Raw genomic sequence first — 20,238 nt, 5'->3', positions numbered from 1 at the left:
CGCTATATCACTGCCGTCAGGCCTTGTATACATCGTCCTCGCTGAGCCGCGCCGCGTCGTCGAGCAGCATCGCGGCCTCCTGTGCCTTCTCCGAGGTGTCCCCGGCGAACCTGCGGTCGGACGGCTTCTCGTACAGCGGCCGTCCACCCGCGATCGCCGACGCCAGCCGCAGCTGACCCGCGAGCACCCGGGCTTCGGCCCGGCGCTGGTAGTCCTCACGCTGTTCGGGACTCAGCGCCGCGATGAACGCCTGCGGATGCACCAACGCCACCAGACCGGACACGTGACCGAACCCGAGGCTGGTGATCAGACCTGCCTTCAGCGGGAACTTGTCGCCCAGCCGCAGGGTGTCGCGCACCCAGACCATGTGGGCGGCGTTGGCGAGTTCGTCGTCGACGCAATCCAGGCTGCGGTTCGGCGGAATGACGCCGTCACGCAGGATCTGGCACAGCCCCATCATCTGGAACGCCGCCGCGCCACCCTTCGAGTGACCGGTCAGGCTCTTCTGCGACACGACGAACAGGGGGGCACCCGGCGAGCGGCCCATCGCGTCGGCCAGCCGCTCGTGCAGCTCGGTTTCGTTCGGGTCGTTGGCCAACGTCGAGGTGTCGTGCTTGGAGATCACCGCGATGTCGTCGGCACCGACGCCCAGCTTCTCGAGTGCCCGCGAAAGCTGCGAACTCTTGCCGCCACGACCGGCGGCCAACGCTCCGAGCCCCGGCGCGGGGATCGACGTGTGGACACCGTCTCCGAAGGACGACACGTACCCGACGACCGACAGCACCGGCAGACCCATCTCGAACGCGAGGTCGCCACGCGCGAGCAGGATCGTTCCACCGCCCTGCCCTTCGACGAACCCGAGCCGACGACGATCGTTGGCGCGCGAGAACTTCGAGTCGCTGATGCCCTTGGCCCGCATCGTCTCGGTGTCGGCCGTCGCCGCCATGTCACCGAAGCCGATGATGGCCTCCAGCGTCAGGTCGTCATAGCCGCCGGCGATGACGAAGTCGGCCTTGCCGAGGCGGATCTTGTCCACACCCTCCTCGACCGAGATCGCCGCAGTGGCGCAGGCGCCGACCGGGTGGATCATCGACCCGTAGCTGCCGATGTAGGACTGAACCACGTGTCCGGCAATGACATTCGGCAGGACTTCCTGCAGGATGTCGTTCGGCTTGTTCCGGCCGAGCAGGTTGCCGTGGTACATCGTCTGCATCGACGTCATGCCACCCATGCCGGTGCCCTGCGTGCAGGCCACCTGGCTCGGGTGCACCCAGCGCATCAGCTCGGCGGGCGTGAAGCCGGCCGACAGGAACGCGTCGACGGTGGTGACGAGGTTCCACAGCGCCAACCGGTCGATCGACGACATCATGTCCGCGGGGACGCCGTAGACACTCGGGTCGAAGCCCGTGGGGATCTGCGCGCCGACCGTGCGGGACAGCTTCGTCTTGCGGGGCACCCGGATCTCGGTGCCCGCCTTACGCGTGACCTGCCAGTCGTTGCTGTCCGGCACCGGCGCGATGACCGTGTGCTCCGGATCGAACTCGACGAACGGACGCGCCTCGGCCTCCGACGACACGACGAACGTGAAGTCCTTGTCGAGGTACACCGAAACCAAAAGCGGCGAAGCGTGATCCGGATCGATCGCACCGTCGTCGACGAACTCGCGGATGCCGACGCGCTCGATGACCGCATCGTGGTAGCGCTCCACCAGCTCGCCCTCGTCGACCAGCTCGCCGGTGGTGGTGTCGTACCAACCCGGGGTCGGGTCGTCCTCCCACTTGACCAGCCCTGTGGTCCAGGCCAATTCGAGGACGCCTGCGGCCGACAGCTCGTTGTCGACCTCCATCTCGAAGCGGGTCCGCGACGAGCCGTACGGCCCGAGCTCGGCGCCGCCCACGATCACCACCAGGTCGGCCGGGTCGACATCGAGGTCGTCCCACTCCGGAGGCGGTGCGGCCTTGTAGCCGCGCGGCGGCGACGGCAGCGCGCGAATGATGCCCGCCTCGTCGTCGTCCTGCTCCTCGGCGGACTCGCCGAGCATCTCCTCGCGGGCCTTGGCCGCCAGCTCGGCCATGTCGAGGTCGACATCGGCCAGGCCACCGGTCAGGTCGGCCTGCAGCGGCTCCCTGGCCGCGGCCACCTTGGACTCGATGTCGCACAGGTCGAGCAACATCGCCGCCATCTCGTCAGTGGTGTAGGTGGTCACACCGGCTTCCTCCACCGCACCCACGATGGCGTCGTTGTGACCCATCAGGCCGGTGCCCTTGGTCCAGCCGATCAGCGCGTGCGCCAACGAAACCCGCTGCGCCCACGACGACTCGGCCTTCCACCGGGTGACCAACGCGTCGAGCGCGGACTTGGACTCGCCGTAGGCACCGTCACCGCCGAACATGCCACGGTTCGGCGATCCCGGCAGCACCACGTGCAGCCGAGCGGCGATGTCGCGTTCGGCGCCGACGTGTGACAGCCCGGCGATCAGCCGCTGCACGGCCCACAGCAGGACCTTCATCTCCATCTCTGCACGCGATCCCGCGTCCGACAGGTCCCCTGCCACGCGCGGCGCGGCGAACGGGAACAGCAGCGTCGGCGTCAACGCGTCCTTGATGTGAATGGATTGCGGTCCAAGGCTTTCCGTCTGCTCGGTACCCACCCACTCGACCAGTGCGTCGATGTCGCTGTAGGACGCCATGTTGGCAGGAACGACCCACAACTTCGCGGCGTACCGCGCGTTGTCGCGGTACAGCGTGCGGTAGAACGCGAGACGCTCGTCGTCCAGCTTCGAGGTGGTCGCGATGACCGTCGCGCCGCCGTCGAGGAGCTGGGCCACCACGGATGCCGCGATGGATCCCTTCGATGCGCCTGTGACGACCGCGACCTCGTCGCTGTAGCGGCCCTTGCCCGGGTTCTCCGCACCGGCCGCGGCGCGGCCGTACAGCGAGGCGTGGATGTTGCGGCCCGCCGCCAGCGCCTTGCCCTGCCACCAGGTGGCCTGGGTGCCGACGATGTGTCCGGCACCCTCGAACCGCTCGGACAGGTGCTGCCAGTCGCTGTCGATCTCACCTTCGTCGAGCAGCCAGATCTTGGCGAGGTCCTCACGTGCGCTGGCCCAGCGATCGTCGAACAGCACCGCCCTGCGGCTGTCGAACGTCGGAGCCACCAAACGCGGCCAGTCCGAACCCAATTCGGCCGTGACCAGATCAATGAGCTCGGCGTCCGTCGCGTCGGGCACGCCGACCGGGGTGTCCAGGCCCAGCTGACCCAGGATCAGGCGCGCCGCCGAGGCCAGCACGCCGTTCGGTCCCGTCACCTGCTCGGCGAACTCGGTCAGCGCCGCGGAATCGACCACGCCGCCACCGCCACCTGCCGCCGCGGGCAGCGTGACCGCAACACCGTTGCGTGCGCCGACCGCTTGCACCGCGGCGTCGATCACCTTGTCGACGCTCGCCGCGTCCGTGACGGCGCCGTCGTGCAGGCCGCCCAGGTCGCCGCCGCGCACGCTGGACCCCTCACGGGTGCCCAGCGCCACCTCGACGGTGACGTGCTTGACCCAGCCGTCGCCCAGCTCCCAGGTCTTCTTGACCCGCTCCGCGATGTACGCAGGCCGCTTACCCGACGGCCCGAGGACCGTGCGGAGCTGATCGTTGATGGCGTCGGAAAGCACTGGGCCGTAAGGCTTGTAAGTGCGGGCCAGCTTGGTGACCTGTCCCTTCAGCCCAGCCAGATCGGCCTCCGCCGCACCGTCGATGGCGCCGAGGTTCAGCTCCGAGCCGAGATCGACCAGCAGCTGGTTGCGGCGCGACGACGCACCATCGGTGATCGACTCGATGGAGTCCAGCGGCTCGATCTGATCGATGCGCATCTTCGCCGACAGCGCGATCAACGCCATCGTGGCGTCCGCCGCATCGAAGACGAGGTCGTCCGGACGCGGGCCGCCTGACGGCGCCGCGGGCGCGGGCGCGGCGGGTGCGGCCTCGACGGGCGCGGCCGCTTCCACCGGCGCGGGTGCCGCGTCGACTTCGACGTCATCGAGATCGGGCTCCGGGTCGGTGTCCGTCGCGAACAGCACTGCGGCGTCGCGCTCCGAGTTCAGCACTTCGGTTGTGCTGTGCGAATACTCGGGCAGCTTCAGCGTGTTGGCGGCGAGGCCGGCAACCGTCGGGGCCGACTTGACGCCGATCTCGACAAACCGCTCGATACCGAGACCGCCGGCGGCCTCCTCGATGAAGAGCAGATCCTGCGTCTCGATCCAGCGCACCGGGCTGGCGAACTGCCACGCGAGCAGCTCGATGACGACCTTGCGCATCAACTCGCGAGGCTTCTCGTTCCGCCAGGTGTCGTAGTCGGCGAGGATCTCGTCGAGCGGTTCGGCGGGCACCAGATCGCGGATCTCCTGGATGAAGTCGCGGTCCAACGTGAACGGCCGCGGCACCAGGTTCGGGATGTACTTGCCGACGATCAGGCTCGGGTCCTGGTCGCGCGGCATGACGCGCTCCAGCGAGCGGCGGAAGTCGGCGACACCGACGCGCAGCACCGACGAGTGGAACGGCACGTCGATTCCCGGCACCAGGATGAACGAGCGCTTGCCGCCGGTGATCTCGCGACGCTTCTCGACTTCCTCCTCCAGCACTTCAAGACCGCGCACCGTGCCCGCGATGGCGTACTGCGAGCCGCGCAGGTTGAAGTTCACGATCTCCAGGAATTCACCTGTGCGTTCGGAGATTTCAGCGACGAAGTCGACGACCTCCGAGTCGTCCAGGTCGATCTGCGACGGCCGGATCGCGGCCAGCCGGTAGTTGGATCGGCCGAGGTGGTCGCGCGGAACGATGTCGTGCATCTTGCTGCCGCGGTGGAACACCACCTCGAGCAGCGCCTCGAGCTCGTAGACGCCACTGACGCAGGCCAGCGCGGTGTACTCACCGACGGAGTGCCCGCAGGCGATCGCATCCTCGACGAACGCGCCCTGCTCACGCATCTCGGCGACCTGCGCGGCCGCGACAGTCGCCATGGCGACCTGAGTGAACTGCGTCAGGAACAGCACGCCGTCGGGATGGTGGTAGTGCACACCGCTGGCGATCAGGCTGGTCGGGTTGTCCCGCACGACGTGAAGCACGGAGAAGCCCAAGGTCTCGCGCGTGAACTTGTCCGCGGTGTCCCAGACCTTGCGGGCGGCCTTGGACCGGGCGCGCACCTCCATGCCCATGCCCTTGTGCTGAATGCCCTGACCGGGGAACGCATACACGGTCTTCGGTGCCGCCAGCTGTGCCGTCGCCGACATCACGAGCTCGTTGTTGACCCGCGCGGCGACCTCGACGATCTCTGCGCCACGGTCGATTCCGACACGGTCGACCCGGAACTCGATGTCATCACCCGGCAGGACCATGCCGAGGAATCGCGACGTCCAGCCGACGACGCGCGCCGGCGGAGCGGGCTTGCCGTCGGTGGCGGTGACGACGTGTTGCGCGGCCGCCGAGAGCCACATGCCGTGCACGATGGGCGATTTGAGCCCGGCCAGCAATGCGGCGGCACGGTCGGTGTGGATCGGGTTGTGGTCGCCGGAGACCACCGCGAACGCGCGCATGTCGGTCGGCGCCGACACGGTGACATCGCGGCGGCGACGACGCGGAGTCTCGGTCGCGTTGTCGGTGATCGCACCACCCGCACGCGGTGGGTCGTCCAGTTCGGCGGTGCCGGTGCGGCCCCTGATGGCGAACCGCTCCTGCAGTTCGGCCAGGACGGTGCCCTCGGCGTCGGAGACCTTGACGGACACCGGCACGACGCGGCCGTACTCGGTGTCGAAGGCCGCCGAACTCGTTGCGGTGACGGTCAACTCGGCCGTCGTCTTCGGCATAGGTGCGAGCAGGTGCGCGGCGTGGTCCAAGTGGACCAGGCTCAGCAGACCCTCGACCACGGGGAGACCGTCGTCGGTGACCGCGGCACCGATGGCCGCGAAGACCGCGGGCCAGCAGTGGCCGACGAGCGCATCCGGCACCAGGGTGAGACCCGGCGCCAGCGGCGCACCGAACGTGGCGGTGACGCCGGTGTGGTCGGCGACCTGCTCGGGATCCCAGTCGACGGTGACCGTCGAGGTGTTGTCGTGCACCGGCGGCAGATCGTCGGGACCGTCGACACCCGCGGCGATCGCGAGGACCGAGCGCATGGCCTTCGACGCGTCCTCGACGGTCACGACCGGCATACCGCCGTTGACCGTGCAGGGCGGCAGCGTGAAGCGGATATCGATCCAGATATCGCTCAGCGGCACGCTGAGCGTCACAGTGCCTTCAGCCGTCAGCTCCAGCCGTGCGCCCGTGGACGGGTGTGTGGCACTGCGGTTTTCGTTGGCCTGCCATTCCTGCGGCGCACCGATGCGGTGCACGGGGTTGATGGCGGTCCGGCCGGCCCACAGCACGTCGGGCGAGTCGAGCACGACCGCGAGCGCACCGGTGACGTCGTTGCGCGCCTGGCGGCGAGACACGACGGGCACCGGCTCGGCACCCGATGCGAGCAGCTCGTCGATCGAGGCCTGTTCGAAGCGGTCCAGCAGTTCGCCGACGGGCTCGTCGACCCGCGTTATCCCGGCGACCGACTGGGTGCCCGGGATGATGCAGACCTGGTCGGCGCTGTAGCGCGCGTCGTGTGCCTGCCACAGCGAGTCGCTGCGCCACCAGCGGCGCACGTCCTTGTCGATGACGGGCACGAAGTTGACGGGCTTACCCATGGTCTTGCACAGCGTGATGAAGAACGGCACGTCGGCCGGATGCAGCTTGAGCGTCGCCGCGTCCGGATAGCGCTCCAACAGCCGATCGATCGCAGCCCGCGGATTGTCCAGCAGCGCTTGGCCTTCCGCAGTGTCCGCGTACAACGTCTCGATCCGACCGGAGTCCTGCGGATGCAGACGCGCCTCGGCGCGCTTGAGCATCTCGGCGAACCGGTCGCGCCAGGTGTCCGCGATCCACGGGCTGTCGGGCGATGCGGTGTCGGCAGTGCTGTTGCCGTCACCGATCGTCAACTCGACGTACCGGTTCAGCCACTGCAGGTAGGTCATCTCACCGACGTCGCCGAAGTACGGCTTCGCCGTGTTGGCCATCGCGGCGATCAGTTCGTCACGACGCGCCTCGACCGCCTCGGCGTCACCGGCCACCTCGTCGAGCAGGCGGCCGCACCGCGACGCCGTGTTGTCTATTTCGTGGATATCCGCGCCGAGCTGGCTGCGGCTGGAAGCCATTCCGCCGCTGGCTTTTCCGGCGCTGATCCATTCGTCGGTGCCGGTGGTGTCGACCAGCATCTGCTTGACGGCCGGCGAGGTGGTGGCCTCCAGCGTCGCCATGGCGGCGGTGCCGACGAGGATGCCGTCGACCGGCATCTCGGGGAATCCGTACGCCTTGGCCCAGGCACCTGACAGGTACTCCGCGGCACGTTCCGGGGTGCCGATGCCGCCGCCCACGCAGACGGTGATGTTCGTCAGCTTCCGAAGGTCGGCGTAGGTCGCCAACAGCAGGTCGTCGAGGTCCTCCCACGAGTGGTGACCGCCCGCGCGCCCACCCTCGATGTGCACGATCACGTCCTTGTCGGGCACCTCGGTCGCGATCTTGATGACCGCCTTGATCTGGTCGACGGTGCCAGGCTTGAACACCACGTTGCTGATGCCGACGGAGTGCAGCTCGTCGATCAGCTCGACGGCCTCCTCCAGATCGGGGATGCCTGCGCTGACGACCACACCGTCGATCGGGGCGCCGGACTGACGTGCCCTCTGCACCAACCGCTTTCCGCCCACCTGCAGCTTCCACAGGTAGGGATCCAGGAACAGCGCGTTGAACTGCACCGCGCGACCCGGCTCGAGCAGGTTGGTGAGCTCTTCGATGCGGTCGGTGAAGACCTCCTCGGTGACCTGACCGCCGCCTGCGAGCTCGGCCCAGTGACCCGCGTTGGCGGCCGCGGCGACGATCTTGGCGTCGACGGTCGTGGGGGTCATGCCGGCGAGCAGGATCGGCGAGCGCCCGGTCAGCCGGGTGAACTTGGTGGACAGCTTGACCGAGCCGTCGGGCAGCTTGACGGTGGTCGGCTTGAAGCTCGACCACGGCGGCAGCACCTCGGGTTCGGCGCCGACGGTGAACAGGTTGCGCTGCCCCGCGCGGGTGGCCGCGGGGACAATGCCGATGCCCAGGCCACGGATCACCGGAGCCGTCAGGCGCGTCACGGTGTCGCTCGGTCCGAGGTCGATGATCCACTTGGCGCCCGACTCGTGCAGCCGCTCGACTTCGGCCACCCAGTCGATCGGGCGAACGAAGATCGCCTCCGTCATCTCGTGGGCCATCTCGGCGTCGATGCCGCACTTCTCGGCCCAGCGGTCGACGACCTCGACACCGTCGGCCAGCCGCGGGGTGTGGAAGCCGACCTCGACCTGCACACCGTGGAACTCGGGGGCGAACACGGCGCCGCCACGGATCTTGTTCTTCCGTTCGGCCTCTTCGCGCTCGGTGATCTTGCTGCAGTAGAGCTGGAACCTACCGAGTTGCTCCGGGGTTCCTGTGATGACGACGGAGCGCCTGCCGTTGCGGATCGACAGCACCGGCGGGAGCACGGTGCGGACGTCCTTGCTGAATTCCTCGAGGAGTTCGCCGATGCGTTCCGGGTCGACGTTGGTCACCGACACCATCGGCGTCTTGTCGCCGCGGCCGACCATGCCCCGACGCCGCGACACCAGCGAGCCGGCCGCACCGATCAGCTGCAGCAGCGCCAGCAGCTCGGCGTCCTTCGCACCGTTGGCGCGCAGCGCCTCGCAGGCGATGATGCCCTGCGAGTGGCCGGCCATCGCGACCGGCGGAGTGTTGTACAGATCAAGGCCCTGACGCGTCAGGGCGCGGATGGCGGCCATCTGGGCCAGCAGGATGCCTGGGCCCGAGATCGCGGCCGTCACGAGTTGTTTGGTGGCCGGCAACGGCTCCTCGGCGGCGAGCGCACGCACCCACTGCAGGGGTTCGAAGCCGATCGGCCGCACGACGACCAACTCACGGGCCACGGGCTGCAGCAGCAGCTCGGCCTCGCCGACCACCTCACTGAGTTCGGACTCGATACCCGCGGAGCTGACCAGCTCCTCCAAATTCTCCAGCCATGACGCACCCTGGCCGCCGAACGCGACGGCGTACGGCTCACCGGCGTTCAACCGATCGACGAGCGCATGCGCGACGGGGCGGGCTCCCGAGCGCTCGGTGGTTGAGTCGGCGGTCACCCGGTGCTGCTCGTTGATCGTCACGTGTCGTGTTCTCCTCGGTACTGTCTGCGCGTATCGCTCGTCGTCTATGGCGGCCGTGTCGTCTCTAGAAGCTCAGCCGGCCCACGCTCCCGTGCGGGGCCATGCGATTCAGCGTCGAATCCGACTCGTTCGTCCGTTCCAGCGGACATTCCAGCCGTACTAAGAGTGTCATAAGAGACGACCCCATTTTCGTCCCCAAAATGGTTACTAGCGAGTTCTACGCATGGGTAACAGCCAGTTGGGTAACACGGGCCCTCAGGCGCGCGGAGCCCTTCCGGGACAAACGTCCTGCATGCGGGTGGTTACGGTCGAGTAAGTGCAACTGCGCAGATCAAAGCAGTACTGTTATCGAATCGTTACATAAAATTCTCGGCGCTTTCGGCGGGCGTCGCCGCGGCGCGCAGAGGCGACAAACGGACCAGATTTGTCTCACCGACGGCGCCGGCGACGCCAGAAAGTTTGCTGGCGTTACTTACTCGTCGGTAATGTTTTCAGTCCCACTGCCCGAATTGGGGCTTCAGAATGTGGTTGATGTCGACGCCGACTCCCCCGACCGATCGCTTGTCTATTTCCACCTGATGCAGATGCGCGGCCGGATGGGCGATCTTGCCCGGCGAGCCCCAGTTGTGCTGCCAGAAATAGGAGCCCAACCCGTCCTGCAGCGCCCACTCGATGGTCTTGGAGTTGGCGTAGACGCCGGTGCGCTGGTGGCCCAGCACCGCCTCCCAGCCGCGCAGGTAGGGCGCGACCTGCTGCTTGTACTGCTCGTATGTCGGATCGTCGTCGATGGACGCGTAGATCGGCGCCCCGTAGGAACCGCCGGCGGCGACGTGTAACTCCCATCCCCGCTTGGCATGCGCCACACCGGCATTCTGCCCGCCGAGCCAGTCAGCGGTGTCCTGCTTGCCGTACTGATAGCAGGACACGATCTTGAGCCCGCTCTGGTAGAGATCACGTGCCTCGGGCAGCTGGATCGGCTTTCCCAGCATCCATTGGCCGCCCGGTCGGCGGTCCGAGACGTACCGAATGGCACCCAGAGCGCCCGCGGCGCGGATGTCGCTGGCACGGATGACCCCGGCGGCGTAATCGAGCAGGATGCCCAGCGGTGCCGCCGAGGCGGTTGCTGACGTCAGCGCTTGCAGGCCGGCACCGACCGCGAGCGCGGCAGGCACCGCCGCCGCACCTTTCAGCACGTCGCGCCGGGAAATTGACACGTGCCACAGAGTACGACAGTTGCATCACATTTCACCCCAGCGCCACTGGTCACAGCTGTATCAAGATTACGGAGCGTGACAGCAGGGCGCACCGACCCGGTGTGGTAGCCGAGCGAACTCCGACCGCGGGAAATTTCGTCGTTGAAGTGGCGGTCCGAGCGTGCGCATCCATACGATTAGCCATGCCTTCGGAGACAATCGGCGCAGAATCCGCTGTGAATGTGCCGTTCGTGGTTCGAAATCCGCAGGTTGAGCTGATCGGTGTTCGCAAGGAGTTCGGCACCGGGGTCGTGGCTGTCGACGGTGCCGACCTCACTGTCGGTGACGGCGAGCTGTTCGCGATCCTTGGCCCGTCCGGTTCGGGGAAGACCACGGTCCTGCGCATGATCGCGGGATTCGAGCAGCCCACCTCGGGCGTGATCAAGCTCGGCGGCGTCGACGTCACGGGGCTGCCCGCGCGACACCGCGACGTCAACACCGTGTTCCAGGAATACGCGCTGTTCCCGCACATGACCGTCGCGCAGAACGTCGAATACGGCTTGAAAGTGCGGGGTGTGCCCAAGGCCGAGCGCAGGCGGCGCACCGCCGACGCACTCGACATGGTCCGGCTGACCGAGCACGCGCCTCGGCGCCCGGCACAGCTGTCGGGCGGACAGCAACAGCGCGTCGCCCTGGCCCGGGCGCTTGTCGGGCGCCCACGGGTGCTGCTGCTCGACGAGCCCCTCGGGGCGTTGGACCTCAAGCTCCGCGAGCAGATGCAGGTCGAGCTCAAGGCGATCCAGCGCGAAGTCGGCATCACGTTCGTGATCGTCACCCACGATCAGGACGAGGCACTGAGCGTCTGTGACCGGCTGGCGGTGTTCAATCACGGACGCATCGAGCAGATCGGCGCAGCGCGCGACGTGTACGAGAACCCGGTGAACCGATTCGTGGCGGATTTCGTCGGCACCTCGAATGTGCTCGACGGCGCCGCGGCCGAGGCGCTCGTGGGACGCCCGGGGATGTTCGTGGTCCGACCCGAGCGCATCGGCGTGTTCGCGGCGGGCACCGACTCGGTGCCCGGCGTGCGGACGGTCCCCGCGACGGTGTCGGAGCTCATCTACGCCGGCCCCACCACCCGGATCACCGCGCACACGCAGGTCGGCGTCACCTTGACCGCCACGGTTCTCACGGCTAGTACTTGGCTACCTCCAGACCTGCAGCACGGCAGCGCAATAACGTTGGCATGGCCGGACAAAGCCGTGCACAGCCTGACGAAAGAGGAGTGACGAATGCCGTCGAAGTCACGGGCCGCCCTGGTGTTCACCGCGTGTGCCCTACTCGTGCTGGCCGGCAGCACCGCCTGCAGTTCCGAACAAGCCAGCACCGGCGAGAAACCGCCGAAGTTGGAGCCGCTGGCGGCCCTCGGTGACGGCGAGGGCGAGCTGAACCTCATCGCGTGGGCGGGCTACGCCGAGGACGGCTCAAACGACAGCACGGCTGACTGGGTGACGCCGTTCGAGCAGGAGACCGGTTGCCAGACCAACGTGAAGATCGGCAACACCTCCGACGAGATGGTCGCGCTGATGCGCAGCGGTCAGTACGACGGTGTTTCGGCGTCCGGTGACGCGACGCTTCGTCTGATCTATGCCGGTGACGTGGCGCCGGTCAACACCGATCTCGTCCCGAACTACGCCTCGATTTCGTCGTTCCTCAAAGACAAGCCGTGGAATTCCGTCGACGGCCAGATGTACGGGATCCCGCACGGCTGGGGAGCCAACCTGCTGATGTACAACATCGATGTCGTTCGCGATGCGCCGAACTCGTGGTCGGCCGTGTTCGACGACGCGGGCAAGTACAAGGGAAAGGTCACCGCGTACGACTCCCCCATCTACATCGCTGACGCGGCGCTGTATCTGTCCAAGACCAAGCCCGAGCTCGGTATCAAGGACCCGTATTCGCTGACGCCCGAACAACTCGACGCCGCAACCGAACTGCTCATGAAGCAGCGGGAGAACATCGGTGAGTACTGGTCGGATTACACCAAGGAGGTGCAGGCGTTCGAATCCGGCACCTCGGTCATAGGGACGACGTGGCAGGTCATCGCGAACACCATCGGCGCGGGAAATCGGGTGCAGGTCAACACGGTTCTGCCCAAGGAGGGTTCGACCGGGTGGTCGGACACGTGGATGCTCTCGGCGAAAGCCGCCCACCCCAACTGCATGTACAAGTGGATGAACTGGATCACCTCGCCGGAGGTCAACGCCGAGGTTGCCGAGTTCTTCGGCGAGGCGCCCGCCAACACCGAGGCGTGTGAGCACACCTCCCAGGCGGACTTCTGCGAGATCTACCACGCCACCGACGAAACCTTCGCCTCGAAGATCCACTACTGGACCACTCCGCAGAAGAACTGCGTCGACGGCAGCGGCGACAACTGCACGGCCTACAACGAGTGGGTCGACAAGTGGCAGCAAATCAAGGGGTGATGCCGCGCGGGGTCGCCCAGTCGGTATCGGTGCGGCGGCGCATCAGCCTCGCGCTCCTGCTCACGCCGCCGTTGACCTGGCTGATCGTCGCGTATCTCGGCTCCCTTGCGGTGCTTTTGGTTTCGGCCTTCTGGAGTACCAACTCCTTCACCGGCGCCGTGGTGCGCTCGTTCACGTTCGACAACGTCGCGCGGGTGTTGACCGATGACATCTTCCGGACGGCGACGGTGCGGACCGTGTCGGTGGCGTTGACCGTCACAGTGCTCTGCGCGGTGCTCGCCGTGCCGCTGGCGTTCTACATGGCCAAGATCGCTTCGCCGCGAGTGCGTTTGGCGCTCGTGGTGGCGGTGACGACACCGCTGTGGGCCAGTTACCTGGTGAAGGCGTATGCGTGGCGGATGCTGCTGTCTCCGGAAGGGCCGCTCTCGTGGGCGATGGACTACACGCCCGGCTACGGGCTGGTCGCCACCATCGTGACCCTCACCTACCTCTGGCTGCCATACATGGTCATCCCGGTGTTCGCAGCGTTCTCCCGCGTGCCGGACTCGCTGATCGACGCGAGCTCCGATCTCGGCGCCTCCGACGCGGCCACGCTCCGAATGGTGGTGGCGCCGTTGGTGTTCCCCGGTATCGCCGCGGGCTCGATCTTCACCTTTTCGCTGTCGCTCGGCGACTACATCGCGGTGACGATCGTCGGCGGCAAGACCCAACTGCTCGGCAACATCATCTATGGCCAGCTCGTCACCGCCAACAACCAGCCGCTGGCGGCGGCGCTGTCGATCATCCCGCTGCTGGCGATCGTGGCCTACCTGCTCGCGATGCGGCGCACCGGCGCACTGGAGAACGTCTGATGCTGTCGACCACAGCCCGCCGTCTGGTCGTGGGATGGGTACTGCTGGTGCTGCTGTTTCTCTACATACCACTGCTTCTCGTGGTGATCAACGCGTTCAACAGTTCGCGCACTTTCGCCTTCCCGCCTACCGGTTTCACCCTGCACTGGTGGTCGGACGCCTGGAACAGCCATGGCATGTGGAAGTCGCTGGCGAATTCGGCGGTGGTCGGCCTGGGCGCCACGGCGATCGCGCTGGTGCTGGGCACGATGGCCGCCGTCGCCGTCCAGCGTTACGACTTCTTCGGCAAGCACGTGGTGAGTTTTCTGGTGGTACTGCCGATTACGCTGCCCGGCATCGTCACCGGTATCGCTTTGAACGCGACGTTCACCTCCGCGTTGGGTGTGGGTCTCGGCCTGGCCACCGTCATCGTCGGACACGCCACCTTCTGCATCGTCATCGTCTTCAACAACACGCAGGCACGACTGCGCCGCATGGGCGGGCATCTGGAGGACGCGTCGGCCGACCTCGGCGCGTCGCCGTGGCAGACGTTTCGCTACGTGACCTTCCCGATGCTGCGGGGCTCGCTGGTCGCGGGTGCGGTGTTGGCCTTCGCGTTGTCCTTCGACGAGATCGTCGTCACCACGTTCACTGCGGGACCAACGGTGCAGACGCTGCCGATCTGGATTTTCGGAAACCTGTTCCGCCCCAACCAGGCACCCGTGATCAATGTGGTCGCCGCTGCGCTGACCGTCGTCGCGATCATTCCGGTGTGGCTGGCTCAACGCATCGGCGGTGACCCCGCAGGCACCAGGGTGTAGCCGGCCTTACTGTCGCCCGGCTTCGCTCAGAATCCCGGTGGTGTAGCGCGACACCGCCGTCGACTCCTGCCGCTGCAGTGATTCGCTCAGCCGATCCGACACGACGCGGTCCCACAGATCGCGGTAATCCTGGGAAGCCCGGCCCAATTCGTCGACCTCGCCGTCCCGCAGCACGTGGTCATCGCCGAACTTCGCTTCGATGTACCGCTCCAGTGCCCGCAGGTAAGCGACCGCCAAATCATTGATGGCGTTGCGGGTCGAGTCGTAGATCTGTAACAGGGCGCGGACGTACGGCAGGTGATCCGTGGTCCGCCCTAGAACCTCGGCGATTTTCGGATCCAGACAGACAACGCGGCCATTCCGCATCTCGGCGAGTCTGGCGTCGATCAGCCGACCCGCCTCACTGCCCGCCGGATCGATGTGGATGACGGGCAGCCCGGCCGACGTCTCTCCGTCCCCCGGACTCGCCTGGACCGGCACGCCCCCGGGATAACCGTCTGCCCGCGGCCCGAGGAGCGCACGCTGGATCCCCAGGATGTCGGCCAAGTCGGCGCCTTGACGCATGCTCGCGAAGAACTCGGCAATGTGGGCCGAGTTGAAGCCCCGCTGCAGCAGCTGCGTGATGGTGCGTAGCTGGGAGAAGTGGTAGTCGTCGTAGAGCGCGGCACGGCCGACCCGGCGCGGAGGGTCCAGCAACCCTCGTTCACGGTAGGCGCGGATATTGCGGGCACTGACACCAGAGATCTTCGCGAGTTCGTCAAGGCGGTACTCAGCCAACGCAGCGCACCCCGATCTGCATCGGGGCGCGGGCGCGCTGATGGCCGCGACGGCTCATGCCCCCTATTTTAGCGTGACGTTCAACACCTGAGCGAAGACCCCATACCTAGGGTTCTCGGATTGCAGCTAATCGACTCATGTGCCACCATCAGCAAATTTTGACGGCATGGTAACTCCGAGACCGACGGTATCGTTAAGTTCTAGCCAACTCGCTTGTCATAGGCGAGCGACCTCACGACAAAACGATTGGCATTCCAGACCGTCGTTGCGGGACGATGAATTTGTCGGTCATTTGAGACAAATCAGACAGATCAAGCCAGATCGGGAAGTCAGAGGTTCGGAGTGCGTCCGTGGATCGTGTGGACCACCGGACTCCTGGCCTACATCGTCGCCGTCCTCGACCGCACGACACTGGGCGTCTCCGGACTTGACGCGGCCGACCGCTTCGGCGCAGGCCCGACCGTGCTGTCCGCGTTCGTCGTCCTCCAGGTCATCGTGTACGCCGGCGCTCAAGTTCCGGCCGGCCTCCTGCTCGATCGGTTCGGCTCCAAGGCACTGATCGTCGCGGGTGCCTCGTTGATGGCCTCGGGTCAGTTCGTGCTGGCGTTCACCGAATCCCTGCCGACGGCCATCGGCGCGCGTGCAGTGGTCGGTCTTGGCGACGCCTTCACCTTCATTTCCGTCCTGCGCCTCGTTCCGCACTGGTTCAAGCCTCGGCAGGTGCCGCTGGTCACGCAGCTCACCGGCATCTGTGGCCAGCTCGGCCAGGTGTTGTCGGCCATCCCGTTCTTCGCCTTGCTCGCCGGTGCAGGGTGGACGACCGCGTATGTGTCGGTGGCCGCGGTGGGACTGCTGTCCATCGTCCTCACGCTGCTTCTGGTCCACGACACGCCCGCGGGCCGCGTCGTCGAGCACGAGGCCACATCGGTGCGCAAGGTTCTGGCCAGCATCAAGACGGTCTGGTTGCGGCCAGGAACCCGCCTGGGGTTCTTCACACACATGGGCACCCAGTTCTCGGTGACGGCTTTCTGTCTGATGTGGGGTGTTCCGTATCTGACGGTGGCCCAGGGGCTTTCCGCCACCGCCGCAGGAACTCTGCTGACGCTCTCGGTCGTCGCCGCCATCACCGCGGGAATCGTGATCGGAATCTTCACCGGCCGCGTACCGCACCGCAGGTCGCGGTTGGTGCTCTGCATCATCGCCAGCAACGCCGTCATCTGGACTGTGGTCCTGGCGCTGCCTGGTCCCGCACCGCTGTGGCTCCTGGTCGTCCTGATTCTGGTGATTTCGGTGGGCGGTCCCGGCTCGATGGTCGGCTTCGACTTCGCGCGGACCTTCAACCCACGCGCGACGCTGGGCACCGCCTCGGGCATGGTCAACATGGGCGGCTTCATCGCCTCGCTGCTCGTCATGCAGTTCATGGGCGTCATCCTCGACGCGGTGGGTGGGATCTCGTTCGAGGCGTTCCGCGTGGCATGGACAGTTCAATACGTCGTCTGGACCGTTGCCGTGGTCGGCATCCTCATCACCCGCCGCAAGGCGCGCGCCGCGATGAGGGCCGAGAAAGAGCTGCTGATCGAGAGTTTCGGGCCGAGCCCCGCGCAAGCTCGCTAGCGACCGCCCCCGAGCGCCTCGAGGATGTCCGCGGCGGCGTGCCGATGGCCCGCCACTTCGTAGCCCACGACGGTCACCAAGGGTGCCAGGGTCACGACGAGCAGGCAGTTGGCCATCGAGAAACCCGCCTCGGCCAACCAGACGGCGACGGCCAGAACCACCGCGCTGAGGACGAGAAGCACAACGTGAAACAGCGCGACCTTCCGCACGATCACGAAGTACAGGGCGTAGATCGAAACGATGTACAACCCGACCGGCAGCGCCACCGCCAAGACGGTCTCCACGGAACTCAGCTTGGAGTGATGCTCGATGTAGTAGCCGGCGACGTGCAGCCCGGCACCGGTCGCCACAATCGCGCCGTACATCACGATCGGCACGTAGCCGAACCAGAACGATCGCTCGCGATGGGCACGCAGCAGTTCCGCCTGCGGGACCACGAAATACGACCACCACATGCCAAACGTCAACCCGATGCCTGCCACCACCACGAACGCGCAATCGAACGACCAGCCCTGTTCGCTGACCACCGCCGACAGGGATGCGACGGTGCCGACCACCCCTTCGCCGAGAGCGATGATGGCCAGTAGGCCGTAGCGTTCGGCGATGTGGTGTGCATGCCACGGGGTGCCACCGGCGCGGTACTCGGCGATGATCGGTCCCAGGGTCTCGATCCCGATCAGCACTGCGACCATCGCGAACGTCACCGGAATCGATTTGTGCACCATGGCTCCTGCGATCCAGCCGACCTGTGCGACGCTGACCCACAGCGCATAGGTCAGACATGCCGCGCGTCGCGCGGGATCCTGCGCGGCGGCACGTAACCACTGCGCCACCAACGCAATTCGCATGATGACGTATCCGGCCACCATCACCCGGCTGTCGACGTGCCCACCCTGTTCGACGGAGGCGAACATCGGCGGAAAGCCCAGTGCCATGATGATGACGCCGACCATCTGCAGCATCGTCATCAGCCGGTACACCCAATCGTCGGTGTCATACGCCGACGCGAACCAGCTGAAGTTGATCCACGCCCAGCACACCGCGAAGGCTGCGAGTGTGAAAGCGAGTAAACCGGCGCCGACATGGTTCTCGGCCAGTTGGTGCGCGAACTCGTTGGCGGCGATACCGAACGCGATGACGAACGTCAGGTCGAACAGCAGCTCCAGCGGCGTCGCCACCCGGTGCGGTTCGTCGGGATCACGGCCCGTCATCCGGCGAACCGGGTGCTGAATCGTGATCGGTGGCTCCTGCGAGTCGCTCATATCTACATTCCACCCCACCACCCGACTGGGGGATCGCACTACGCAGGTGTTCACAGCGGCCGCGGGTACGACCGTCACGCAGATGACTGACGGTCGACGCCGTCCTGCCTGCGTCCTACGTTGGAGCCGTGACCGAACTTTCCGACGACGTCATCGCTTTCCTGTCCGAAGGAACCCGCACCGGGATGCTGGGCTATCTGGCGTCCGACGGCCGTCCGCTGGTGGCTCCCGTGTGGTTCGTCGTGGACAACGGGCAACTGGCGTTCAACACGGGTAAGGGCACCGCCAAAGGCAGGGCGCTCGTCCGGGATCCACGTGTCGTGATGTGCGTCGACGATCCACACCCTCCCTATTCCTTCGTCCAGATCCAGGGCGTCGCTTCGGTCAGCGAAGATCCCCAGGAGGTGCTCGACATAGCCACCCGCGCCGGCGGCCGGTACATGGGTGCGGACCGGGCTGTGGAATACGGACGCCGGAACGGAGTGCCTGGCGAACTGGTCGTGCGAATCACGCCGACCAAGGTGCGCAGCGCCTTCGACCTGGCGAATTGACCGAACGCACGGTGCCCCGCTGAACGCCCAGTGACATGATGTGAGCGATGAGCGCGCCGCAGGTGTCCAACGCTGTGGCCGTCGTGCTTGCCGCCGGTCTGGGCACCAGGGTCGGCGCCGACGGCAACAAGGCCTATCTTCCGATCGGCGGCCGCTCGATGGTGACCTGGTCGATCGACACGCTGACCCAGGTGCCCGAGATCGCCCGCATCGTACTGGTGTTCCGGCGCGGTGAACGCGCGCTGGCGCAGGACGCGCTGCGGCGGGAATTGCCTTCGGCAACAGTCGAGTTCGTCGAGGGCGGCGACAGCAGGCACGGGTCGGAATTCAACGTGCTGCAGTATCTGGCCGACGACATCGAAACCGGGGCCGTCGACGTCGTCGTCATCCACGATGCTGCGCGGCCGGTCGCCGGAGCGGACATGTTCGTCACCGCCCTGAGCCTCGCCCGCGACGCCGGCGGTGCGATCCCGGCGATTCCCCTCGACGATGTGCTCCGGACCCGCACCGACGATGACCTCGAACCGGTGACTGAACCCGGTGCGCTGGTCCGCGTCCAGACCCCACAAGCGTTTCACGCGGCGGCACTGCTGGACGCCTATCGGGCGGCGGCCCGCGAGGGCTTCGAGGGCACCGACACGTCCTCATGTGTCGAGGCCTTTACCGACGTCGAAGTGCGCACGTTCCGTGGCGAACTACGCAACCTGAAGGTGACCTACGCCGCCGACATCGCCGTCGCCGAGCGACTTCTCATGCGCCGTGAGGGTCCTGCGCCCTGCTCGCGATGATCGCCTCGACGAACTCGGCGTCTCCGGGCAGCTCTGTGCGAAACGCATCGGGCTCGCCCTCGACGACGGTGACGGGTCCGGCGAGACCTATGGCGGCCGCGACCTCGTCGAAATCACCCGACGAGTGCTGCGCGAGCATCTCGCTCAACGCGGCGAGGCTGTAGCCGCGCGGGAATTGCACAGCGCGTAGCTGCGATCGGTCGACGGTGGCGGTGATCGCACCGCGTGCATCGACGGCCTTGACGCTGTCCGTAACCGCAAGGATCGGCATCACGACGGTGCCGCCGTCACGCATGGCTGCCGAGACGCGTGTGGCGAGTTCGACGGACGCGAGAGGACGCGAGACGTCATGGACTAGAACGTGACTCGTCGAAAACGCTGCCTCCCGCAGGTATTCCGCACCAGCGCGCAGGCAGTCCGCTCGGGTCGCCGCGCCGCCGACGGCAACGACACTCACCGACGCCAGTCCGTCGGAGGCGAGGGCGTCGCGGACATCTCCGACCAGCGACTCCGCGGCAGCAACGACGACGCGCTTCGGCTCCGCAACCGCTGCGAGCAGCGCCGCTACGACGCGGACCAACGGCGGTGCGGTATTCAGTGGCGCAAACGCCGCCCTGGTGTCCGCGACCGAAATCGGCAGCGGCACAACGCCGGAGAGCTCCACTG

At 66.7% G+C, this 20,238-nt stretch carries 12 protein-coding genes; 7 read left to right on the top strand and 5 right to left on the bottom strand.

All coding sequences use genetic code 11. The annotated features are described in order from the left end of the window. Positions 1 to 16 precede the first annotated feature (16 nt). Both G6N43_RS12065 and G6N43_RS12060 read right to left on the bottom strand, forming a co-directional pair. Positions 17 to 9,250, bottom strand: a complete 9,234-nt coding sequence (locus G6N43_RS12065) for a type I polyketide synthase (RefSeq protein ID WP_083153311.1) — start codon at positions 9,248 to 9,250, stop codon at positions 17 to 19. A 491-nt stretch (positions 9,251 to 9,741) separates the two neighbouring features. After that, the gene (locus tag G6N43_RS12060) at positions 9,742 to 10,464 is read right to left on the bottom strand and encodes a DUF1906 domain-containing protein (RefSeq protein WP_083153309.1); all 723 of its coding nucleotides are present in this window, start codon (positions 10,462 to 10,464) and stop codon (positions 9,742 to 9,744) included. Positions 10,465 to 10,646: 182 nt separating this feature from the next. Here G6N43_RS12060 and G6N43_RS12055 point away from each other — a divergent pair, with 182 nt between their 5' ends. Genes G6N43_RS12055 through G6N43_RS12040 form a run of 4 tightly spaced genes read left to right on the top strand, consistent with a single transcriptional unit; the run spans position 10,647 to position 14,580 of the window. Continuing rightward, a complete protein-coding gene (locus tag G6N43_RS12055; RefSeq protein WP_083153307.1) occupies positions 10,647 to 11,732 on the top strand; it encodes an ABC transporter ATP-binding protein in 1,086 nt (361 codons plus the stop codon). Positions 11,733 to 11,735: 3 nt separating this feature from the next. Continuing rightward, positions 11,736 to 12,929, top strand: coding sequence for an ABC transporter substrate-binding protein (locus G6N43_RS12050; RefSeq protein ID WP_083153305.1), 1,194 nt, complete (start codon positions 11,736 to 11,738; stop codon positions 12,927 to 12,929). Continuing rightward, entirely contained in the window at positions 12,929 to 13,780 is an 852-nt protein-coding gene (locus G6N43_RS12045) for an ABC transporter permease (RefSeq protein WP_083153303.1), read from the top strand. The genes G6N43_RS12050 and G6N43_RS12045 overlap by 1 nt, the downstream gene beginning before the upstream one ends. Continuing rightward, a complete protein-coding gene (locus G6N43_RS12040; RefSeq protein WP_083153301.1) occupies positions 13,780 to 14,580 on the top strand; it encodes an ABC transporter permease in 801 nt (266 codons plus the stop codon). The genes G6N43_RS12045 and G6N43_RS12040 overlap by 1 nt, the downstream gene beginning before the upstream one ends. A 6-nt stretch (positions 14,581 to 14,586) precedes the next feature. Here G6N43_RS12040 and G6N43_RS12035 read toward each other — a convergent pair whose 3' ends face one another. Then, positions 14,587 to 15,357, bottom strand: a complete 771-nt coding sequence (locus G6N43_RS12035) for a MerR family transcriptional regulator (protein WP_083153299.1) — start codon at positions 15,355 to 15,357, stop codon at positions 14,587 to 14,589. Positions 15,358 to 15,699: 342 nt separating this feature from the next. On the opposite strand from G6N43_RS12035, the gene G6N43_RS12030 reads away from it, so the two are divergent. Further along, positions 15,700 to 16,971, top strand: coding sequence for an MFS transporter (locus G6N43_RS12030; protein WP_083153297.1), 1,272 nt, complete (start codon positions 15,700 to 15,702; stop codon positions 16,969 to 16,971). On the opposite strand, the gene G6N43_RS12025 is transcribed toward G6N43_RS12030, so the two are convergent. Further along, positions 16,968 to 18,233, bottom strand: coding sequence for a low temperature requirement protein A (locus G6N43_RS12025; RefSeq protein ID WP_083153295.1), 1,266 nt, complete (start codon positions 18,231 to 18,233; stop codon positions 16,968 to 16,970). The two genes, G6N43_RS12030 and G6N43_RS12025, sit on opposite strands and share 4 nt — an antisense overlap. A gap of 185 nt (positions 18,234 to 18,418) precedes the next feature. Between G6N43_RS12025 and G6N43_RS12020 the strand changes: the two genes are divergently transcribed. After that, complete coding sequence (locus G6N43_RS12020) at positions 18,419 to 18,784, top strand: PPOX class F420-dependent oxidoreductase (RefSeq protein WP_407664908.1); 366 nt, start codon at positions 18,419 to 18,421, stop codon at positions 18,782 to 18,784. A gap of 47 nt (positions 18,785 to 18,831) precedes the next feature. Beyond that, entirely contained in the window at positions 18,832 to 19,572 is a 741-nt protein-coding gene (locus G6N43_RS12015; protein ID WP_179968000.1) for an IspD/TarI family cytidylyltransferase, read from the top strand. Here G6N43_RS12015 and G6N43_RS12010 read toward each other — a convergent pair. Next, positions 19,535 to 20,236, bottom strand: coding sequence for an IspD/TarI family cytidylyltransferase (locus tag G6N43_RS12010; protein ID WP_083153291.1), 702 nt, complete (start codon positions 20,234 to 20,236; stop codon positions 19,535 to 19,537). The two genes, G6N43_RS12015 and G6N43_RS12010, sit on opposite strands and share 38 nt — an antisense overlap. Positions 20,237 to 20,238: the final 2 nt, after the last annotated feature.

The sequence above is a fragment of the Mycolicibacterium moriokaense genome (assembly GCF_010726085.1).
Lineage (GTDB): Bacteria > Actinomycetota > Actinomycetes > Mycobacteriales > Mycobacteriaceae > Mycobacterium > Mycobacterium moriokaense.
This window is presented reverse-complemented; position numbering and strand designations above follow the sequence as displayed.